We start from the raw sequence: 17,794 nt of genomic DNA, 5'->3' as shown, positions 1-17,794 counted from the left end.
TGACATCATGGACCATCATCACAGCTGCAATCATGCGCATCCGGAAGAACACGGCGGGTCGCCGGCGGTCGACTCGGCAGCACTGTTCGAGGCTGCGACAGAGCCGGTAGACGGCAAGGTGAAGGATCCGGTTTGCGGAATGGATGTCGCGCTCGACAAGGGCAAACCGCAGCTTGAGTACAAGGGAAACACGTTTCATTTCTGCTCCACCGGCTGTCACGACAAGTTCGAGCGTGATCCCTATTTCTACCTTTCCGGCAACAAGGCCCGAAAGAAGGCTTCGGCTCCCAAGTCTGCGATGTACACCTGTCCGATGGACCCGGAGGTCGTGCAGGAAGGTCCGGGCACCTGCCCGATCTGCGGCATGGCCCTTGAACCCATGGATGGTATCGCCGAAGGCCCCAATCAGGAACTGGTCGATTTCACCCGCAGGCTTTGGGTCAGTGCGGGCGCGGCCATCCCGCTGCTGATCCTGACAATGGGGCCCATGCTGGGCCTTCCCATTCGCGAGTGGATCGGGGAAACAATCTCGCTCTATCTCGAGTTTGCCATGGCAACCCCTGTTGTCCTCTGGGCCGCGCACCCCTTCTTCCACCGCGGCTGGACGTCGATCAGGACCTGGAACCTGAACATGTGGACACTGATCATGATCGGTGTCGGTGCCGCTTACATCTACTCCACGGTCGCGACCTTCCTGCCCGGACTGTTTCCGTCAGGATTGCAGATGCCAGGCGGCCATATGCCGGTCTATTTCGAGGCAGCCGTGGTGATCATCGCGCTGGTCTTTGTCGGACAGGTGCTGGAACTCAGGGCGCGCGAACGCACCGGCGACGCCATCAGAACGCTGCTGGATCTTGCACCCAAGACAGCCCGCCGCATCACGCCGGACGGTGACGAGTATGACGCACCGCTCGAAAACATCGTCGGCGGCGACCGGCTCAGGGTACGTCCGGGCGAAGCCATACCAGTCGATGCCGTCGTCCTTGAAGGCCACACATCCGTTGATGAAAGCATGCTCACGGGCGAACCGCTTGCCGTCGAGAAAGCCGAAGGCGACCGAGTGACGGGAGGTACCCTGAACAGGAACGGATCGCTGATCATCGAAGCCGAGAAAGTTGGCGACGAAACCATGCTGGCGCGCATCGTGGCCATGGTGTCGTCCGCCCAACGCTCCCGCGCGCCCATCCAGGGACTGGCGGACCGCGTGGCTTCCTATTTCGTGCCCGCGGTGGTCATCACTGCCGTGCTCGCCTTCGCAATCTGGATGGCGGTCGGACCGCAACCCGCCTTCGTGTTCGCCATCGTGTCGGCTGTGTCGGTCTTGATCATCGCCTGCCCCTGCGCACTTGGATTGGCCACGCCGATGTCGATCATGACCGCCACCGGGCGCGGCGCGCAGGCCGGGGTCCTGATCAAGGACGCCGAGGCGCTGGAACGCATGGCTGGAGTGGACGTGCTCGTCGTCGACAAGACTGGCACCCTGACCGAAGGCAAGCCCAGCCTGACAGATGTGGTCACCATCGGAGAAACCGCCGAGACCGAAATGCTGGCACTTGTCCGCGGTCTTGAATCCGGATCGGAGCACCCCCTGGCTGAAGCCATCGTTGAAGGTATCGCCGCACGCGACATCGAGGCCGCCCCCGTTGCGGAGTTCGAAGCGGTGACAGGCAAGGGCGTGTCGGGCCGTTCCGGCGATATCAGACTCGCGCTCGGCAATGCCGCGATGATGCAATCCTCAGGTGTCGACTGCAGGGAAGCAGACGCGCGCGCCGATTCACTGCGCTCCGAGGGCAAGACAGCAATGTATGTCGCCATCGATGGAAAACTGGCTGGTCTGATAGCGGTTGCCGATCCGATCAAGCCAACAACCCGTGAAGCCATCAAGGCGCTGCATGAGGCCGGTCTCAAGATCATCATGGCAACCGGCGACAACGAGACCACGGCCCGTGCCGTGGCTGATCAACTCGGTATCGACGAGGTTCGCGCAGGCGTGCTGCCCGAGGACAAGAAGGCGCTGGTGGATGAACTGCACAAGGCCGGTCACAAGGTCGCCATGGCGGGAGACGGCATCAACGATGCGCCCGCACTCGCTGCCGCCGAAGTTGGAATCGCCATGGGAACCGGAGCTGATGTGGCCGTCGAAAGCGCCGGCATCACCCTCCTCAAAGGCGACCTCGGCGGCATCCTGCGTGCCCGCAAGCTCTCCGAAGCGACACTCCGCAACATCAAGCAGAACCTTTTCTTCGCCTTCGCCTACAACAGCCTTGGTGTGCCGGTTGCCGCCGGGCTGCTCTACCCGCTCACCGGCACCTTGTTGTCGCCGATGATTGCGGCGGCGGCCATGAGCCTTTCATCTGTCTCGGTGATTTCGAATGCGCTGCGGCTCCGATCGGTTAGTCTCGATACTTGACCTTCCAGCAGGTGGAAGCATTAGCTGTCTGTCAGGTTTGAACGAAGACGAGACAAGGGAGGTCAATGAATGAACATCGGTGAAGCGGCAGACATGACCGGCCTGCCCGCCAAGACAATCCGTTACTACGAGGATATCGGCCTCATCAGGCCTGCCCGTGCCGCCAATGGCTATCGCGATTATGACGACAAGGATGTCCACCGCCTGGCGTTCATCCAGCGCTCGCGCAGCCTTGGCTTCACCATCGATGAATGCCGTTCCCTTCTGTCGCTCTACGAAGACAAGGAGCGCGCCAGTTCGGATGTGAAGGCGTTGGCAATGGACAAGATTCGCGAGATCGACCGCAAGCTTCTGGAGCTCAAATCGCTGCGCGGCACTCTCAAGACGCTGGCAGATAACTGTCATGGCGACGACCGGCCCGATTGTCCGATCATCAACGAAATTGCAGGAGGAACACAGGCATGAAAGGGCGCTACATTCTGTTTGGCGCCGTCCTGCTGGCGGCCGCGGTGTTAGTCTACCGCAGCTTCGGCACACAGGATCAGCCTCCGACCGGTGCAGCCATGGCCAGTGTGATCGTGCCTGAATTGTCCGAACCGGCGCAGGCCGGAGAAGCCTATTTCAACCGGTCGTGCGCCACCTGTCACGGCAAGGACGCGGCCGGGCAGGACGGCATCGCCCCGCCTCTGGTCCACAAGATCTACGAACCCAACCATCACGGCGACGCATCCTTCCATCTGGCGGCGAGGAACGGCGTGCGTGCGCACCACTGGTCATTCGGTAACATGCCGGCGCTCGAAGACGTGACCGACACGGAAATCGAGAAGATCATTGTCTATGTGCGGGAACTCCAGCGCGCCAATGGGATCTTCTGACTTCACCTCGCGCCCGGAACCAGTCATTGCCTGAAAAGCCATCAGCTTTCCCGCACTGTGAGCAGTTGGATGGGCGCCGTAGATTGACGACCGCTAGAATGCAGCCCGGTAGATCGCGAGGGCATCGGCTTCGCTCACCGGGCGCGGGTTGTTCACCAGCAAACGTGTCTGGTTCATCGCGTCACTTGCAAGCTTGGGCAGCCAGTCCTCGGTGATCTTCATGTCGCGCAAGGTCTGTGGCAGACCGCAATCGGACGAGAGATCCACGAGCCTGTCACAGAAGGCCGCCACCCGCTCCTGACCCTGCAGCGAGACCAGATCTGGAAACAGGTGCGGCGCCAGGTCGACATAAGCCTGGTGGGCCGTGACCGCATTGAACCGCAACACATGCGGCAGCACCAGCGCGTTGGAGAGACCATGCGGAATGTGGAAATGCCCGCCCAGCGGATAGGCCAGCGCATGCACGGCCGCCACCGGCGAATTGGCGAAAGCCTGCCCCGCCAGCATCGAACCGAGCAGCATGTCGGCGCGCGCTTCAGCGTCGGTTCCGTTGCGCACCGCCTTGAGCAGCGACGGCCCCATCAGCGCAAGCGCCTGGGTGGCAAGCGTCCGCGACAGCGGATTGTTGTTGGCGCTGGCCGATGCATAGGCCTCGATCGCATGCACCATCGCATCGATCCCCGTTGCGGCGGTCACATGCGCGGGCAGCCCATAGGTCAACTCCGGATCAAGCAGCGCGATGTCGGGCAGCAGCACCGGCGAGACGACCCCCATTTTCTCCGAGCTTCCAGTGGTCACGATCGATATCGGGGTGACCTCGGAACCGGTTCCCGACGTCGTCGGCACAAGAATGAGCGGAAGCCGCGGCCCCTTCGCGTTGCCCACACCGTAGACCGCTTTCAGTTCCTCCTTGCCGACGGCCAGGAGCGCCACCAGCTTGGCGACATCCAGCGATGATCCGCCGCCAAGACCGATCACACCCTCGACGCCGGCGGAACGGGCTGTGTCCGCCGCAGCCAGGATCACGGCCTCCGGCGGGTCGGCCTGCACGTCTGAAAACAGCGTCACCTCCACGCCTGCGGACTTGATGTGCCCTATCGCCTGGTCGACAATACCGGTCGCCATCATCCCGGCATCGGTGACGAGAAAGATGCGTGACCCCATGCTGGCCTGCGCCAGTTCTCCGATCCGGGCCAACGCGCCGGCCCCGAACTGGATGCTCTTGGTGGTATTGAAGACAAACGGTGACATCGGCAAATTTCCTCCGGCAAACAAGGCGACTGACGAGTGGGTACGCGAGGAAGGGGACAATTGTCCACCTTCCCTCCCGGTCAGCCTATGTCGGACGCTTCGCGACCACGTGTGATCTGCGAAATCGTCACGGCGAGGATCAACGCTCCACCGTTGAAAACGTTGGTCACCCACAGCGGAATCCCGAGCATGGAAAGCCCCGTGATGCCGGTTGCGAGAAAATAGACCGCAACGATCGTTCCCCAAGGGTTGAAGCGCCCGGGCTGGATCGTGGTCGCACCGAGAAACGCCGCTGCAAAGGCAGGCAGGAGATAGTTGAGACCCGAATAGGGATCTGCCGACCCTAGCACGCCTGCATAGAGAATGCCTGCGGCGGACGCCAGGACGGCCGACATGCACAAAGCGCCGACACGAACCTTGTTGACCGAGATCCCGTTGAGTCTCGCCACCTCCCTGCCCCGCCCGACAAAAAGCAATTTTCGTCCAAGTGGCATGAAGTCGAAGATGTACCACATCACCAATGCTGCCGCCAAAGCGTAGTAGAAGGCATAGGGGATGCCGAACAGCCTGTAACCGACGGCGGCCATGATCAGGCTGTTGTCGATCCCGCCGATGGTGGAGGAATTGGTGATCAACTGGACGACACCGCTCATCAGCGATGTCGAGCCAAGCGTCACCACAAGCGACGGCACCCGGAAATAGATGATGAACAGCGAGTGGAACAACCCGATACCCAAGCCCATCAGCAGGACGATGACCAGAACCCAGCCGATCGGCATTTGCTGCCACACATTGAGCACGCCGATGGTGGAAGCCGAAAGGGTCAGGGTCGCTCCAACCGACAGATCATAGTCGCCCGCAGTCAGCGGAATGATGATCGCCAGCGCCAGCAATGCTGCGGGCGCGTATGAGGCGAACATGATCGAGAAATTGCCCCAGTTGAGAAAGTTGTTGGGGATGAGAAAGGTAAACAGCGCGATGGTCAACGCCCACACCAGAAGCAGCGCAACCCGTTCGAACTGCCGGGCATAATTGGTCGGGGTCTTGGTCATGTCGGCGGTTTTCACTATGTCGGTCATCAAGCAACTCGCGGCGTGGGATTCGATTGGGAAGCGGGACCGGCTGAGACGTAGCAGGCTTCGGATATGCCTTCCTTGGTCAGCCTTTCACCGGTGATTTCATCGCAGATCCGGCCTCTTGCGAAGACCAGAACGCGGTCGCAGATTTCAGCCAGCTGTTCCGCCTCGGAACTGGCGCAGATGATCGACATGCCTTCCGTTGCGGCTTTGCGCAGCGCTGCAAAGATCTGCTGGCGGGTTCCGACATCCACGCCTTGCGTCGGCTCATCAAGCAGAAGCAGGAGCGGTGACCGGTTCATCCAGCGTGCAATCAGCACCTTTTGCGCATTGCCGCCCGACAGCGCCGAAAGCTTCAGTGCCGGGTCGTTGGGGCGAACCTCGTAAGCCTTGCCGAGTTCCCGCGCCTCGCGCACCATGGCGCCGTTACGCATCAAGCCGCCTCTGAAGAACCGACCGATGTCGGGCAGGAACATGTTGTCGACGATGGAAAGACTGTCGACCCCGCTTTCACCATGCCGGTCTCCCGGCAACAGCGCAAAACCGCGCTCGATTGCCGCCGCCGGTGTCAGTGTCGACTGGTCAAAGGTGGGGCCGTCCTCGATAGTGATCCGTCCTGACGCGCCGCTGCGCGCGCCGAATGCAAGATAGGGCACTTCCTCGTAGCCCGACCCTATCAACCCGGTCAGTCCGAGAATTTCACCCTTTCCGACATGCAGATCTGACGGCTGCAGCATCTTGTCGGAAAGACCTTCAAATCGCGCATAGACCGGGAAGCTGTTGGTGCCGGACTTTCTGCCCTGCCCGCGCGAGATACTCTGACCGACAATCATCTCGACGATCTTCTCGTGTGTCGCGTCAGCCCGCGCCAGTTCGCCTGACTGTTCTCCGTCGCGCAGCACCGTGATCCGGTCGGTGATTTCCATGACTTCGTCGATATCGTGCGAAATGAAAATCACGCTCGACCCCAGACGCGTGATCGAACGCACCAGCTCGAACAGCTGGGCAACACCGCTCGCCGGCAGGAACGGGGTGGGCTCGTCAAGCAGGACCAGACCCGGCCTACCGGTGATTGCACGAGCCGCCTCGATCTCCTCGAATGCCCGCACGATGGCCAGCAGCGCCCGTTGCACAGGGGTCAGCCTGTCAACCCGCTCCTCCGGATCGATATTGAGTCCGAAGCGTTTCAATGCCTGTTGGGCCGCGGCTGTTTCTGCCCGCCAATTGATGAATGCCTTGCCGTTCCTGGTAAGCTCGACCAGCCTGAGGTTTTCGAGCACGGTCAGCGAAGGCACCAGCCCCAGGTTCTGGTGGACAAAGGCCATGCCGAGACGGCGGCCCTCCCCGGCCTTGAGTGGCAGGGAAACCCGCTCGCCGTTGAATGTAAGCGTTCCGCCGTCATCCGGCGCGTGGAAACCGGCAAGGATCTTCACCAGCGTCGATTTGCCAGACCCATTCTTGCCAAGCAATCCGTGAACTTCGCCGGGCATGACGTCGAAGGAGACATTGTGCAACGCTTTCGCGCCACCGAAAGACTTGGAGAGATTGGCAACAGACAGAACCGGGAGCGGGTTGCGCGCTCCCGGCCTGGTTGCCGGATCGGGTACAGTGTGATCCGGCGACAGAACCATTATTCGATGCCCCAGAGCTTGTGGAAACCTGCCTTGTAGGCATCACCATAGCCGGTATCGAACTGGGCCGGGGTACCGGCCTCTGCGACATTGGTCTTGTCAAAGATGTAGAACGGCACATTGAGCGCTTTCGGGCTCTCGAGTCCGCAAGCATCGCGCAGATGGCCATCGACGGTTGCATAGGCAATCCAGTCCAGGCTTTCACCGATATTCATGTCGGCAAGTCCCTGAGCAATGTAGTCAAGCACGAACGGAGTGCCATTGAAGGTACCCACCTTCACTTCGCCCGTCTTGCCGGCAAGCCGCAGGGCCGGAATGACGAACTGCGACATCGAATCGTAGATCGGGATCACGACGTTGATTTCCGGATTGGCCTGAACCGCGGACTGCACGGCAGTCTGGATCTTCGTGCCCCACTCGGTCACGCCGACGTTGATTTCCTGGATGATCTTGCAGTCCGGGCAATTGGCCGCGAGTTGCTTCTTGAAGTTCGCAACCAGAGGAATGGTTGGCGGAACCTCGTTGGAAACAACGATGGCGATGTTCGCCTTGCCTTCGGTCGCGACAGCGGCCCAGTCCGCCAGGATGGTGCCGACTTCACCGAAGCCGATAGTCAAAGAGCTCGAAACCACCGGATTCTGCTCGAAGCTCGGATCGTAGAAGTGCGAGGTCATCACTTTCACGCCCGCTTCCTTCGCGGCCCTGAGTTGCGGCTCGATGGTGCCGGGATCAATGCCCGAAATCAGGTCAATGATGTCGTACTTCTCCCGGGTGGCGAGCTCGACACCCTGAACCCACTGGCTCGGCTGACCCTGGTTTTCCCATTCACGCACTTCGAGGCCAACCAGCGCACCCGCGACCTTCATCCGGTCGATGATGCCCTTGAGGAACGGATTGCCGCTGCTGTTGGGGATCGACAGCATCTTCTTCCCGGCCGCACAGGCCTTGGCATCAAACGGCTCGCCCGGAGCGACGAATTCCGGCTTGGCCTTGTACTTCTCGATGTTTGCTGTTGCACGGGCCAGGCCTTCGGAAGCCTCGTCTGCGAAAGAGGCCCCTGTCATGCAGACGGTGGCGGCTATGGCTGTCAGTGATGCGAGTAGGACGCGCTTTGTCATTCTTGAACTCCCTGTCCTGTCGTGTGCAGCTCCGGCCCCTCAGCAGGAATTGCACGTGATGAATACGCATGCATTGTTCTCTCAAGTGCCCTACCGAGTCAATCGCCCGCACTGCGAAATCTTGAAAACGGGCAGGATCTCAAATCCGTCGAAGACAGGAGAACGAATGCACAGCGTCACCAAATTGGTTGAATCCCTCCCCGCCGGAGGCTATCGGTCTGACTGGGGCTTCAGTTGAATACGCAATCGAAGCGGGCGAAATGGAAAGAAGTCGGTCATGGCACGTCACAGCAACCGTTCCACCTCATTCGATGTTGCCGCATTGGCGGGCGTTTCACAGTCGGCTGTCTCCCGTGCTTTCACGCCCGGCTCGAGCATTGCCGAGGAAACCAGACAGAAGGTTTACGAGGCCGCCCGAAAGCTAAACTACGTCCCCAATTCGATTGCCAGCAGCCTTACGACCAAACGCACAAACATTGTTGCGCTGATCATCGGCAACATGGCCAACCCCTTCTATTCCCACGTTTTACACGCTTTCAGCCAGAAACTGCAGGAACAAGGCCGGCAGGTTCTGATCTTCACGGTAGACCCGGGTGCGGAAAGCGACGAAGCCATCCTTCACGTGCTGAAATATCAGGTTGATGGCGTGATCCTGACCGCGGCACAGCTCTCGACCCGCATGACAAGCATGTGCCATGACCGGGGCATCCCGATCGTGCTGTTCAACCGCTACATTCCGGGCAGCGACGCCTCGGGCGTGCGCTGTGACAACGCCGCCGGCGGTCGTTTGATTGCCGAGGCTTTCCTTGCTGCCGGGGCCAAAAACTTCGCCATGATCACCGGCGACCCCAAGGGAAGCACCAGCCAGGACCGTGTAAGAGGATTTGTCGAACGCTTGCAGGAAGAAGGTGTGAGGCGCAGCGACATAACCGAGGTCGGGGGACAATCGTCCTATGAAGGCGCATTCAACGCTGCGCTCGGTATCTTTCGTGACAAGGACCGTTCCCGGCCCGAGGCACTCTTCGCCATCAATGACATCATGGCCATGGGCGCCATAGACGCGCTGCGTTACCGCCTTGGTCTGCGCATTCCTGAAGACTTGATGGTGGCAGGCTTCGACGACATTCCCGAAGGACGTCGCGCTCCGTATCAGTTGACCACGGTACGCCAGCCAATCAACCAGATGATCGACGCCACCCTGTCAATTCTTAACCTTGACGACCCCTCATCCGGCATCGAACCCGGCATCGACCAGCCGATCAGCGGACGGCTGATCTGGCGCAACACCATTCCGGTTCCGGCCGGTCACCGCTGGGAGACGGGCAAGGAGGAAGCCGCCAGGGCCGACACTGGCTCCTCCAAATGAATCGACCCTGACCAATCCTGCCGGTTACATCCGGGAAGCGCTTGGGAAAAGGGGCTCGAAGGCCCCTTTTCCTGTCAGGAAGCCTGCCGGTCAGGCGGGGAGTAGCCGAAGTCGAACGCAGGTGGTTCTCCACGCTTCTCCTTCGCTTTTTTACGCAACGTCGCGGAGGCGGCTTCGTCAGGCAGGTTCTGCGCAGTCAGCACCACGCCATAGGCATTCTCCGCCTGATCCCGCGAGACCAGCCCATAGCGCACGTCGCGCGCGACGGTCGCGGCATCGCGGTCGAGCGGATCACCCCAGCCGCCCGATCCTGCTGTCTTGAAGACGACGCGGTCACCGGGTTCGACCTTGAGATTGTCGATCTTGGACGGAATCCGCTCCGGGGTCTCTTCCCCCGCCTTGATCACCCATTTGCTCGATGTACCGCCATGCAGGCCGCCATTGATGCCCCAGGGCGGAACCACTTCGCGGTCGTCATGAATCGAGACCTTGCCGGCGGCGAGCATGCGGTAGACCTTCTCGATCCCGGCGCCGCCGCGATGCAGTCCGGGTCCGCCGGAATCCTGGATCGGCATATAGCGCTCGACCAGAACCGGGTAGTAGTTTTCGATGTATTCGATCGGCGTTGCCGAAAACAGCGGCCACCAGGCATGGCCGTCGAATCCGTCGCCCTTAGGGCGTCCCGGCACGCCGCCGAACAACAGCTCCATAAGCTGGAAATACTTGTCGTCCTTGTCCGTACCCGAGAAGATGAAATGCGGGCTGGTACCGTAACCTGCTGCCATCGACAGCTGCGGCACGAACTTGCCGAGCGCGCCGGCCTGGCAATCGAAGAACCGCGTATGCGTATTGAGCCGGTTCGACAGCGCCGCAGGGAACCTCGGATTGAGCAGGCTTCCCTCCGGCAGCACGATCTCGAACAGGTCGTAGAAGCCCTCGTTGAACAGCACCGAAGGGTCGAATGACATGATCATGTAGACCCCGAAGAACAGCTTGCAGAGGCCCTCGTGGATATGGAAGTTGATCGGACCCTCCGCCTGGTCATCGGTCCCGGTCCAGTCAAAGACAGCTATGTCGCCGCGCCGCGAGATGGTCAGTGTCATCTTGAACGGGCCATTGCCCAGGCCGTCATCATCGACATAGTCAGTGAAGCTTACAGGCTCTTCCGGGATGTATTTCCGGATCACCTGGCGCATGGCTTCGCGGGTCCGGTCGAGCAGCATGTCGCACGCGGTCATGTAGGTCTCGCGGCCGAAGCGGTCGCAGAGTTCGCGCACGCGGGTCGCCGCTGTCTTGCAGCCGGCAATCAGCGCCATCAGGTCGGCCCGGTTCATGTCGGGCGTCCGCGAATTGTTGAGCATGATGTCGAGCACGCCCTGATTGAGCACACCCTTGTCGTAGATCTTGACCGGGGGAACCCGAAGCCCCTCCTCCCAGATCGTGCGGGCGTCGGCCGGCATTGAGCCCGGCACCGACCCGCCGACATCGACCATGTGGCCGAAGATCGAGGAGAAGCCGACCAGAACCTTCTCGTGGAAGATCGGCAGCATCACGCACCAGTCATTGTTGTGCGAGATCGAGCCCTTGGAAGCGTAGGGGTCATTCCAGACGAAGATATCGCCTTCATTGACGTTGCCGCCGAACTTCTCGACCACCGACGGAATGTAGGATCCGAACTGCCCGACGACCATCTGGCCGCGTTCGTTGCAGATCATCGGAAACTCGTCATGCTGTTCGCGGATCACCGGCGACAGCGAGATCCGGACGACGACGCCGTCCATCTCGAAACGGGCGTTCTTGAGTGCATTCTCGATGATATCGAGGGTGATTGGATCGACCTTGGTTGCCATCTTGATCACTTTCCCTTCGAAATTGGCCAGATGAGCACGTTGCCGTGCTCGTCGATTTCAGCGTAGTGGGCGGGCAGAAGCACAGTGGTGGTGTCGTATTGCCGAATGATGGCCGGCCCCTCGACACGGGAACCAACACCGAGCTTGTTGCGGTCATAATGGGGCGTGTCATGCCAGGCGCCGTCGAAATAGGCCGGTCGGGTTTCCATCACCGCGGCGGAAATCTCTCCGCCTTCGCCACCCGGCGCCTTTTCATTCACCGGAGGCGTTGCGCCGCGGGCCACCACCCGCAAGGCGACCAGTTCCACCGGAACCGTGAAGCGCACGCCGTAAAGGCGTTCATGCAATGCGTGGTAGTCAGCCAGGATCGGCTCCATTCCGCCTTTCTGGCGCACATGATGGGCACTCACATCCACCGAGACTTCGAAACCCTGCTGCTCGTAGCGCAGATCCAGCGTGTAGAGGATCGAGGCATCGTCCGCCGAGACCTCCTGCTCCTTGAGCCAGGTCTTGGCCTTGCCTTCAAGCTCCTCGAAGCGAGTCCATACTTCGGCCGGGTCAAGTCCAACCGTGGAGCGGATATAGGTCTGGACGAACTCGTTCTTGAAATCCGCTTCGAGAAAGCCGAGCGCCGAAAGCACGCCCGGATTGGGCGGCACCATTACCGGATAGCATCCGAGCAGCTCCGCGATGGCGTTGGCATGCAGAGGACCCGCACCTCCAAAGGCAACAATGCCGAACTCGCGCGGATCGAGCCCGCGCTGCACGGTGATCACCCGCAACGCACCGAGCATGACTTCATTGGCGATGTCGATGATGCCCTTGGCTGCATCTTCCGGCGACAGACCGAGCGTCTCACCGATGCCGGCGACTGCCTTGCGGGCACCTTCGACATCGAGCGACATGTCGCCACCCAGAAGCACCGGCGGGAGATAGCCGAGAACCACGTTGGCGTCACTGACGGCTGGTTCCGTCCCGCCGCGCCCATAAGACACCGGCCCAGGGTTGGCTCCGGCACTGCGCGGACCGACACGCAGCGAACCGGTGAGTTCCGATACGTCGGCAATGGAGCCACCGCCCGCGCCGACGCTGCGCACATCCAGTGTCGGCACCTTGGCCGGGAACATGCCGACTTCGGTGGAACGCGAGATCGTCGCTTCGCCGTCGATAATCACCGACACATCGGTTGATGTGCCGCCCATGTCGAAGGCCAGAAGCTTGGAAATGCCTGAGCGCCGCGACAGCATCACCGTGCTGGTCACGCCACCGGCCGGCCCTGAAAGCACTGTGTGCACCGGCCGTTCCGACGCCGCAGCCGCACTCATCAATCCGCCGTCCGAACGCACGATATGCAGCCGCGCGCTGACGCCTTCCTGCTTGAGCCGGTCTTCGATCCGCGACAGGTAACGCTTCATGATCGGCCGCACATAGTCGTTCATCACCGTGGTGATGGCCCGGTCATATTCGCGGAATTCGGGCAGGATGTCGGAGGAGAGCGACACCGGAATATCCGGGAAGCGTTCCGCCACGATGGCTCCCAGCGCTCTCTCATGCTCGGCATTGGCGTAGGAATGCATCAGGGAAATCGTCAGCGCCTCTATCCCGGAGCTGCAGAGATCGTCGATCAACGCGGTTGCCTTGTCGATATCGAGTTCGCGGACGACTTCGCCGCGCGCATTCATCCGTTCGGGAATGCCGCGCGTATCGGCAAGTGACGCCAGCGGATCAGGCTTCTCCATGTTGATCCAGCCGAACAGCGGACCGGGCGTCCAGGCTTTGGCCAGGTGCAGCGTGTACTCGAATCCTTCGGTCACGAGCAGGCCAACCCGCGCACCCTTGCCTTCAAGCACAGCATTGGTCGCGACTGTCGTGCCATGCAGGATCAACTCGATGTCGGACGGCGAAATCCCGGCCTTCTCACAGATCAACTTGACGCCTGCGGCGACGCCGATGGACTGGTCTTCGGGAGTTGAAGGCGTTTTGGCCTCAAAGGTCCGCTGCGTCTTTTCATCATGCAGCAGAAGATCGGTGAACGTGCCACCAACGTCGACGCCTAGTCTCATATCAATTCCTCTATGCGCTTTGTGATCCCCGTGTCGCACACACTCCAAAAGGTTATTGCATGCGTATTCATTTCAACATAGATTGCCTTTCCGTTCATTCGCAACAGGAAAATGCGGTGGACGCAGACATTTTTTCTCACCGATCCGGGTCGTCCGCATCATCGCCACAATGCCTCGGGACTTGAAAAACGCCAATGACAGTGAAAACCCTCTACGAGAAAGTCTGGCAGAGCCACGTCGTCAAGGATTACGACGACGGAACGTCGCTGCTCTACATCGATCGCCATCTGGTGCAGGAGATCTCCAGCCCTCAGGCTTTCTCCGGATTAACCGCACAAAACCGCCAATTGGTGCGTCCCGCGGCCCATATTGCGGTGGCGGACCACGCCGTTCCAACGCGGAACAGGAACATGCCGCTGGCCGAAGGCCTGGCATCCCGCCTGGTCGGAAGGCTGATCGAGAACTGCGAGCAATTCGGTATCGACTACATATCCATGACCGATGACCGGCACGGCATTGTCCATGTCATCGGCCCGGAACTCGGCTTCACGCTGCCCGGCGCCACGCTTGTCTGCGGTGACAGCCACACCTCCACTCACGGCGCTTTCGGCACCATCTCCTTCGGCATCGGCGCGAGTGAATGTGAATGCGTATTCGCGACACAGACCCTCAGACAGCGCAAGCAGAAGACCATGCGCGTCACGCTCAATGGCGCTCTGCAACCCGGCGTCTCTGTCAAGGACATCATCCTGGCGCTGATCGCCAGGATCGGCACCAACGGCGGCGTCGGCTACGCCATCGAGTATACGGGACCAGCCATGGCGACGCTGTCCATGGAAGCCCGCATGACCTTGTGCAACATGTCGATCGAGGCTGGCAGCCGCGTCGGCATGGTTGCGCCCGACGAGACGACCTTCGCCTACCTGGAGGGACGTCCGCTTTCACCTGAAGGCGAAGCCTGGGACGCGGCGGTCGCCCACTGGCGAGATCTTGGGAGCGACCCGGACGCGGTGTTCGATGCCGAGGTGGAACTCGATGTATCCGGCCTTGCGCCCCACGTATCCTGGGGGACCAATCCCGGCGAGACCAGCCCCGTCTCCGACCGGGTCCCCGATCCGGCCACCGAAACCGATTCGGCAAAGCGCGCCAAGATCGAGCGCAGCCTCGCCTATATGGATCTCAAACCGGGCATGCCGCTCGAAGATATCGCCATCGACCACGTCTTCATCGGCTCCTGCACCAATGGCCGGCTGGAGGACATGCGGTCCGCAGCGGAAGTGATAAAAGGCCGGAGGATTGCCCCGACGGTCACGGCGATTGCTGTTCCCGGATCAGCCGGCGTGCGTCTGCAGGCCGAAGCCGAAGGCCTCGATCGGGTCTTTACCGACGCCGGTTTCGAATGGCGCGGCTCAGGCTGCTCGATGTGTGTTGCGGTCAATGATGATCGCCTCAAGCCCGGGGAACGCTGCGCATCCACTTCCAACCGCAATTTCGAGGGCCGCCAGGGCCAGGGCGGACGCACCCACCTGATGAGCCCGGCAATGGCAGCCGCGGCGGCGATTGCCGGCCACCTCATTGATGTGCGCAAATTGGGATCGAGCAACTGATGCAGAAATTCACCAAGATCACCAGCGTGGCCGCTGCGCTGCGCGAGGCCCATGTCGATACCGATGTCATTTTTCCCGCCCGCTTCCTGCTGCTGCTCGACAAGGCCGGCCTCGGCAAGCATCTGTTCCACGAGCGCCGGCAGGGTCCGGATGGCATCAAGACAGATTTCGTGCTCAACAGCCCGCCTTTCGACAAAGCCGAAATCCTGGTCGCGGGCGCCAATTTCGGATCGGGATCCAGCCGTGAACAGGCGGTCTGGGCACTGACGGATTTTGGCATCCGCTGCGTTATCGCGCCGAGCTTCGGCGAGATCTTCCAGTCCAACTGCTTCAAGAACGGCGCCCTGCCGCTTGTCATTCAGGGCGAAACCCATGAACGGATCATGCGGGCGGCCGAAGGCGGAAATCCTTTGACGGTCGATCTCGAAGCCCAAACCGTTGAGTTGCCGGACGGTGAAACGATCGGTTTCGAAATTGATCCCTACCGGCGTCACACACTTATGCTCGGCCTCGATGAAATAGGCAGCATCCTTGCCGATGACGCGGACGACATTGCAACCTTCGAGGCGCGCCATCGCTCGAGCCAGCCATGGCTGTTTCTCGATGACGGGCGGCTCGAGCGCCTGTTTGCCGACACACGCTCAAGCTGAGCGACCCATTCCACTCTTCACAGTGTGAAGTCCCGGGTTCGCCTCTCACAAAACAGGACACGACAATGAACAAACCGAGCCTGAAGACTGCCCTTGAAAACGGACAGTTCGTGCTGGCGCCCGGCATTCATGACATGATCACCGCAGTCGTCAGCAACAAGATCGGTTTCGATTTCGTCTATGCTTCCGGCTACTGGATGGGAGCATCCGCGCTAGGCCTGCCGGACGCCGGGATTGCCAGCTACACCCAGATGCTGGACCGCGTGGCCACGCTTTGCCGCGTATCGAACGCCGGCGTCATTGCCGATGCCGACACCGGTTATGGCGGCTTGTTGAACGTGCATCATACCGTACGTGGCTACGAGGAAGCCGGGGTTGTGGCAGTCCAGATCGAAGATCAGGAATTTCCGAAAAAATGCGGTCACACGCCATTCAAGCGCGTCGTGCCGGCAATTGACATGATCGAGAAGATCAAGGTCGCAACCGAAGCCCGTCGCAATCCCGAAACGCTGATCATTGCACGCACTGACGCCCGGCAGATTGAAGGCTTCGAGGGAGCCCTAAAACGTGGCCTTGCCTATGGCGAGGCGGGAGCCGATGTCGTTTTTCTGGAAGCGCTGGAAAGCGAGGAGGAAATGCGAGAGGCCTGCCGTAGCGTATCCAGGCCGATGATGGCCAACATGGCCGACGGTGGCAAAACGCCGATACGCTCGCGGGCGGAGATGCAGGACATCGGCTACAGCATGGCGATTTTCCCGGCCGCCACCGGCCTTGCCGCGGCAGCTGCGGCCGAAGCCGTCCTCAATCTCTTGAAGCATGAGGGCACCTCGCTTTCACCGGATGTGCCGCTGTTTGATTTTACCGAGTTCAACTCGTTGATAGGCTTCGATGAGGTCTGGGATTTTGAACGGCGCTGGGCGCGCGAGCCAAAGGACGAGCCACGATGAAAACCGCAGCTTGCATTGGCGCCGGAACAGTCGGGCGGGCATGGGCCGTCGTCTTCGCCCGTGCAGGCCACGAGGTCAGGCTTTACGATGTACTGGAGGGCGAGGCTGCAGGTCGCGCCTTGTCCGCCGCGAGGCAAACACTGACGCTCTTTGCCGACAACGGCATGCTCGATGAAGCGGTCGAGACAGTGCTCGATCGGATCACTCCAGTCGGTTCGATTGCGGAAGCTGTCAAGGATGCGGTCTATGTGCAGGAGAGCGTGCGCGAAGATGCCGACACCAAGCGGCAGGTCTTCACCGAGGTGGCCACTCATGCCCCAGCCGACGCCATCCTCGCCTCCTCCACCTCCGCCATTCCCGGCTCCGAGTTTCTGGGCCATATCGCCAACCCGGAACGGGCGCTGGTGGTTCACCCGGTCAATCCGCCGTCGCTGATCCCGCTGGTTGAACTCTGCGGCACCGGCAGCACCAGCCGCGAGACGATCGAACGTACCCGGCTGCTGATGACCGAGGCCGGGATGCGGCCGATCGTGCTCAACAAGGAGATCGACGGCTTCATCCTCAACCGCCTGCAGTTCACTCTGGTGGCGGAAGCCCTTCACCTGGTCGGCGAGGGCTTCTGCACGCCGGAAGACATCGATGCGGTTCTCACCGATGGCCTGGCCCTGCGATGGGCCTCCCTGGGGCCCTTCGAAGTCGCTCACCTCAATGCACCGGATGGCTTGCAGGGCTTTGTCGACCGGCTCGGCCCGATGATGAAACATCTCGGCAATTCAGCCCGCACGGACTACGACTGGACGCAGCAACAGATTGCCGAAGCCCACTCACGGCTGGAGAGCCGTATCCCCGCTGAAATGATCGCCGAGCGTCAGGCCTGGCGTGACAGCCGCATTCTCGCGCTTCGACGGATGAAGCAGGATACAGCCGATCCGTTGGCCTGAACCCACCCG

The 17,794-nt window shown here is 60.9% G+C and carries 14 protein-coding genes; 8 read left to right on the top strand and 6 right to left on the bottom strand.

All coding sequences use genetic code 11. The features are described 5' to 3' along the window. The first annotated feature begins 7 nt into the window (after positions 1 to 7). The 3 genes from GTW23_RS22935 to GTW23_RS22925 all read left to right on the top strand — a co-directional run bounded on the left by GTW23_RS22935 (position 8) and on the right by GTW23_RS22925 (position 3,285). A complete protein-coding gene (locus GTW23_RS22935) occupies positions 8 to 2,410 on the top strand; it encodes a heavy metal translocating P-type ATPase (protein WP_252917668.1) in 2,403 nt (800 codons plus the stop codon). 69 nt (positions 2,411 to 2,479) lie between these two features. Beyond that, on the top strand, positions 2,480 to 2,875 hold the full coding sequence (gene cueR / locus GTW23_RS22930) for a Cu(I)-responsive transcriptional regulator (RefSeq protein ID WP_252917667.1): 396 nt from the start codon (positions 2,480 to 2,482) through the stop codon (positions 2,873 to 2,875). Further along, complete coding sequence (locus GTW23_RS22925) at positions 2,872 to 3,285, top strand: c-type cytochrome (RefSeq protein WP_252917666.1); 414 nt, start codon at positions 2,872 to 2,874, stop codon at positions 3,283 to 3,285. The genes cueR and GTW23_RS22925 overlap by 4 nt, the downstream gene beginning before the upstream one ends. A 93-nt stretch (positions 3,286 to 3,378) precedes the next feature. Here GTW23_RS22925 and GTW23_RS22920 read toward each other — a convergent pair whose 3' ends face one another. The 4 genes from GTW23_RS22920 to GTW23_RS22905 form a co-directional block, all read right to left on the bottom strand. Beyond that, on the bottom strand, positions 3,379 to 4,536 hold the full coding sequence (locus tag GTW23_RS22920; protein WP_252917665.1) for an iron-containing alcohol dehydrogenase: 1,158 nt from the start codon (positions 4,534 to 4,536) through the stop codon (positions 3,379 to 3,381). An 80-nt stretch (positions 4,537 to 4,616) separates the two neighbouring features. Further along, complete coding sequence (locus GTW23_RS22915) at positions 4,617 to 5,615, bottom strand: ABC transporter permease (RefSeq protein WP_252917664.1); 999 nt, start codon at positions 5,613 to 5,615, stop codon at positions 4,617 to 4,619. Then, positions 5,615 to 7,243, bottom strand: a complete 1,629-nt coding sequence (locus GTW23_RS22910; protein WP_252917663.1) for a sugar ABC transporter ATP-binding protein — start codon at positions 7,241 to 7,243, stop codon at positions 5,615 to 5,617. Before GTW23_RS22910 ends, GTW23_RS22915 begins: the two co-directional genes overlap by 1 nt. After that, positions 7,243 to 8,361 carry a sugar ABC transporter substrate-binding protein gene (locus GTW23_RS22905; protein ID WP_252917662.1) on the bottom strand — a complete coding sequence of 373 codons (1,119 nt, stop codon included), beginning with the start codon at positions 8,359 to 8,361 and terminating at the stop codon, positions 7,243 to 7,245. The genes GTW23_RS22910 and GTW23_RS22905 overlap by 1 nt, the downstream gene beginning before the upstream one ends. Before the next feature lie 277 nt (positions 8,362 to 8,638). On the opposite strand from GTW23_RS22905, the gene GTW23_RS22900 reads away from it, so the two are divergent. After that, the gene (locus GTW23_RS22900; RefSeq protein ID WP_252917661.1) at positions 8,639 to 9,727 is read left to right on the top strand and encodes a LacI family DNA-binding transcriptional regulator; all 1,089 of its coding nucleotides are present in this window, start codon (positions 8,639 to 8,641) and stop codon (positions 9,725 to 9,727) included. A gap of 74 nt (positions 9,728 to 9,801) precedes the next feature. On the opposite strand, the gene GTW23_RS22895 is transcribed toward GTW23_RS22900, so the two are convergent. Beyond that, positions 9,802 to 11,577 carry a hydantoinase B/oxoprolinase family protein gene (locus GTW23_RS22895; RefSeq protein WP_252917660.1) on the bottom strand — a complete coding sequence of 592 codons (1,776 nt, stop codon included), beginning with the start codon at positions 11,575 to 11,577 and terminating at the stop codon, positions 9,802 to 9,804. A gap of 5 nt (positions 11,578 to 11,582) precedes the next feature. Next, positions 11,583 to 13,640: a hydantoinase/oxoprolinase family protein gene (locus GTW23_RS22890; RefSeq protein WP_252917659.1), complete on the bottom strand. Its 2,058-nt coding sequence runs from the start codon at positions 13,638 to 13,640 to the stop codon at positions 11,583 to 11,585. 194 nt (positions 13,641 to 13,834) lie between these two features. Between GTW23_RS22890 and leuC the strand changes: the two genes are divergently transcribed. The 4 genes from leuC to GTW23_RS22870 all read left to right on the top strand — a co-directional run bounded on the left by leuC (position 13,835) and on the right by GTW23_RS22870 (position 17,785). Beyond that, positions 13,835 to 15,247, top strand: a complete 1,413-nt coding sequence (leuC, locus tag GTW23_RS22885) for a 3-isopropylmalate dehydratase large subunit (RefSeq protein ID WP_252917658.1) — start codon at positions 13,835 to 13,837, stop codon at positions 15,245 to 15,247. Then, positions 15,247 to 15,897: a 3-isopropylmalate dehydratase small subunit gene (gene leuD / locus GTW23_RS22880; protein WP_252917657.1), complete on the top strand. Its 651-nt coding sequence runs from the start codon at positions 15,247 to 15,249 to the stop codon at positions 15,895 to 15,897. Before leuC ends, leuD begins: the two co-directional genes overlap by 1 nt. A gap of 65 nt (positions 15,898 to 15,962) precedes the next feature. Beyond that, the gene (locus tag GTW23_RS22875; RefSeq protein ID WP_252917656.1) at positions 15,963 to 16,844 is read left to right on the top strand and encodes an isocitrate lyase/PEP mutase family protein; all 882 of its coding nucleotides are present in this window, start codon (positions 15,963 to 15,965) and stop codon (positions 16,842 to 16,844) included. Then, positions 16,841 to 17,785 (top strand): 3-hydroxyacyl-CoA dehydrogenase, encoded by a 945-nt coding sequence (locus GTW23_RS22870; RefSeq protein WP_252917655.1) that lies wholly within the window; start codon positions 16,841 to 16,843, stop codon positions 17,783 to 17,785. Before GTW23_RS22875 ends, GTW23_RS22870 begins: the two co-directional genes overlap by 4 nt. Positions 17,786 to 17,794 lie beyond the last annotated feature (9 nt).

The sequence above is a fragment of the Parahoeflea alexandrii genome (assembly GCF_024105735.1).
Classification (GTDB): domain Bacteria; phylum Pseudomonadota; class Alphaproteobacteria; order Rhizobiales; family Rhizobiaceae; genus Hoeflea; species Hoeflea alexandrii.
This window is presented reverse-complemented; position numbering and strand designations above follow the sequence as displayed.

Excerpts from the sequence above, each read along its gene's own strand:
- GTW23_RS22935 (WP_252917668.1), top strand. The coding sequence starts at position 8 with ATGGACCATCATCACAGCTGCAATCATGCGCATCCGGAAGAACACGGC.
- cueR (WP_252917667.1), top strand. The coding sequence starts at position 2,480 with ATGAACATCGGTGAAGCGGCAGACATGACCGGCCTGCCCGCCAAGACA.
- GTW23_RS22925 (WP_252917666.1), top strand. The coding sequence starts at position 2,872 with ATGAAAGGGCGCTACATTCTGTTTGGCGCCGTCCTGCTGGCGGCCGCG.
- GTW23_RS22920 (WP_252917665.1), bottom strand. The coding sequence starts at position 4,536 with ATGTCACCGTTTGTCTTCAATACCACCAAGAGCATCCAGTTCGGGGCC.
- GTW23_RS22915 (WP_252917664.1), bottom strand. The coding sequence starts at position 5,615 with ATGACCGACATAGTGAAAACCGCCGACATGACCAAGACCCCGACCAAT.
- GTW23_RS22910 (WP_252917663.1), bottom strand. The coding sequence starts at position 7,243 with ATGGTTCTGTCGCCGGATCACACTGTACCCGATCCGGCAACCAGGCCG.
- GTW23_RS22905 (WP_252917662.1), bottom strand. The coding sequence starts at position 8,361 with ATGACAAAGCGCGTCCTACTCGCATCACTGACAGCCATAGCCGCCACC.
- GTW23_RS22900 (WP_252917661.1), top strand. The coding sequence starts at position 8,639 with ATGGCACGTCACAGCAACCGTTCCACCTCATTCGATGTTGCCGCATTG.
- GTW23_RS22895 (WP_252917660.1), bottom strand. The coding sequence starts at position 11,577 with ATGGCAACCAAGGTCGATCCAATCACCCTCGATATCATCGAGAATGCA.
- GTW23_RS22890 (WP_252917659.1), bottom strand. The coding sequence starts at position 13,640 with ATGAGACTAGGCGTCGACGTTGGTGGCACGTTCACCGATCTTCTGCTG.
- leuC (WP_252917658.1), top strand. The coding sequence starts at position 13,835 with ATGACAGTGAAAACCCTCTACGAGAAAGTCTGGCAGAGCCACGTCGTC.
- leuD (WP_252917657.1), top strand. The coding sequence starts at position 15,247 with ATGCAGAAATTCACCAAGATCACCAGCGTGGCCGCTGCGCTGCGCGAG.
- GTW23_RS22875 (WP_252917656.1), top strand. The coding sequence starts at position 15,963 with ATGAACAAACCGAGCCTGAAGACTGCCCTTGAAAACGGACAGTTCGTG.
- GTW23_RS22870 (WP_252917655.1), top strand. The coding sequence starts at position 16,841 with ATGAAAACCGCAGCTTGCATTGGCGCCGGAACAGTCGGGCGGGCATGG.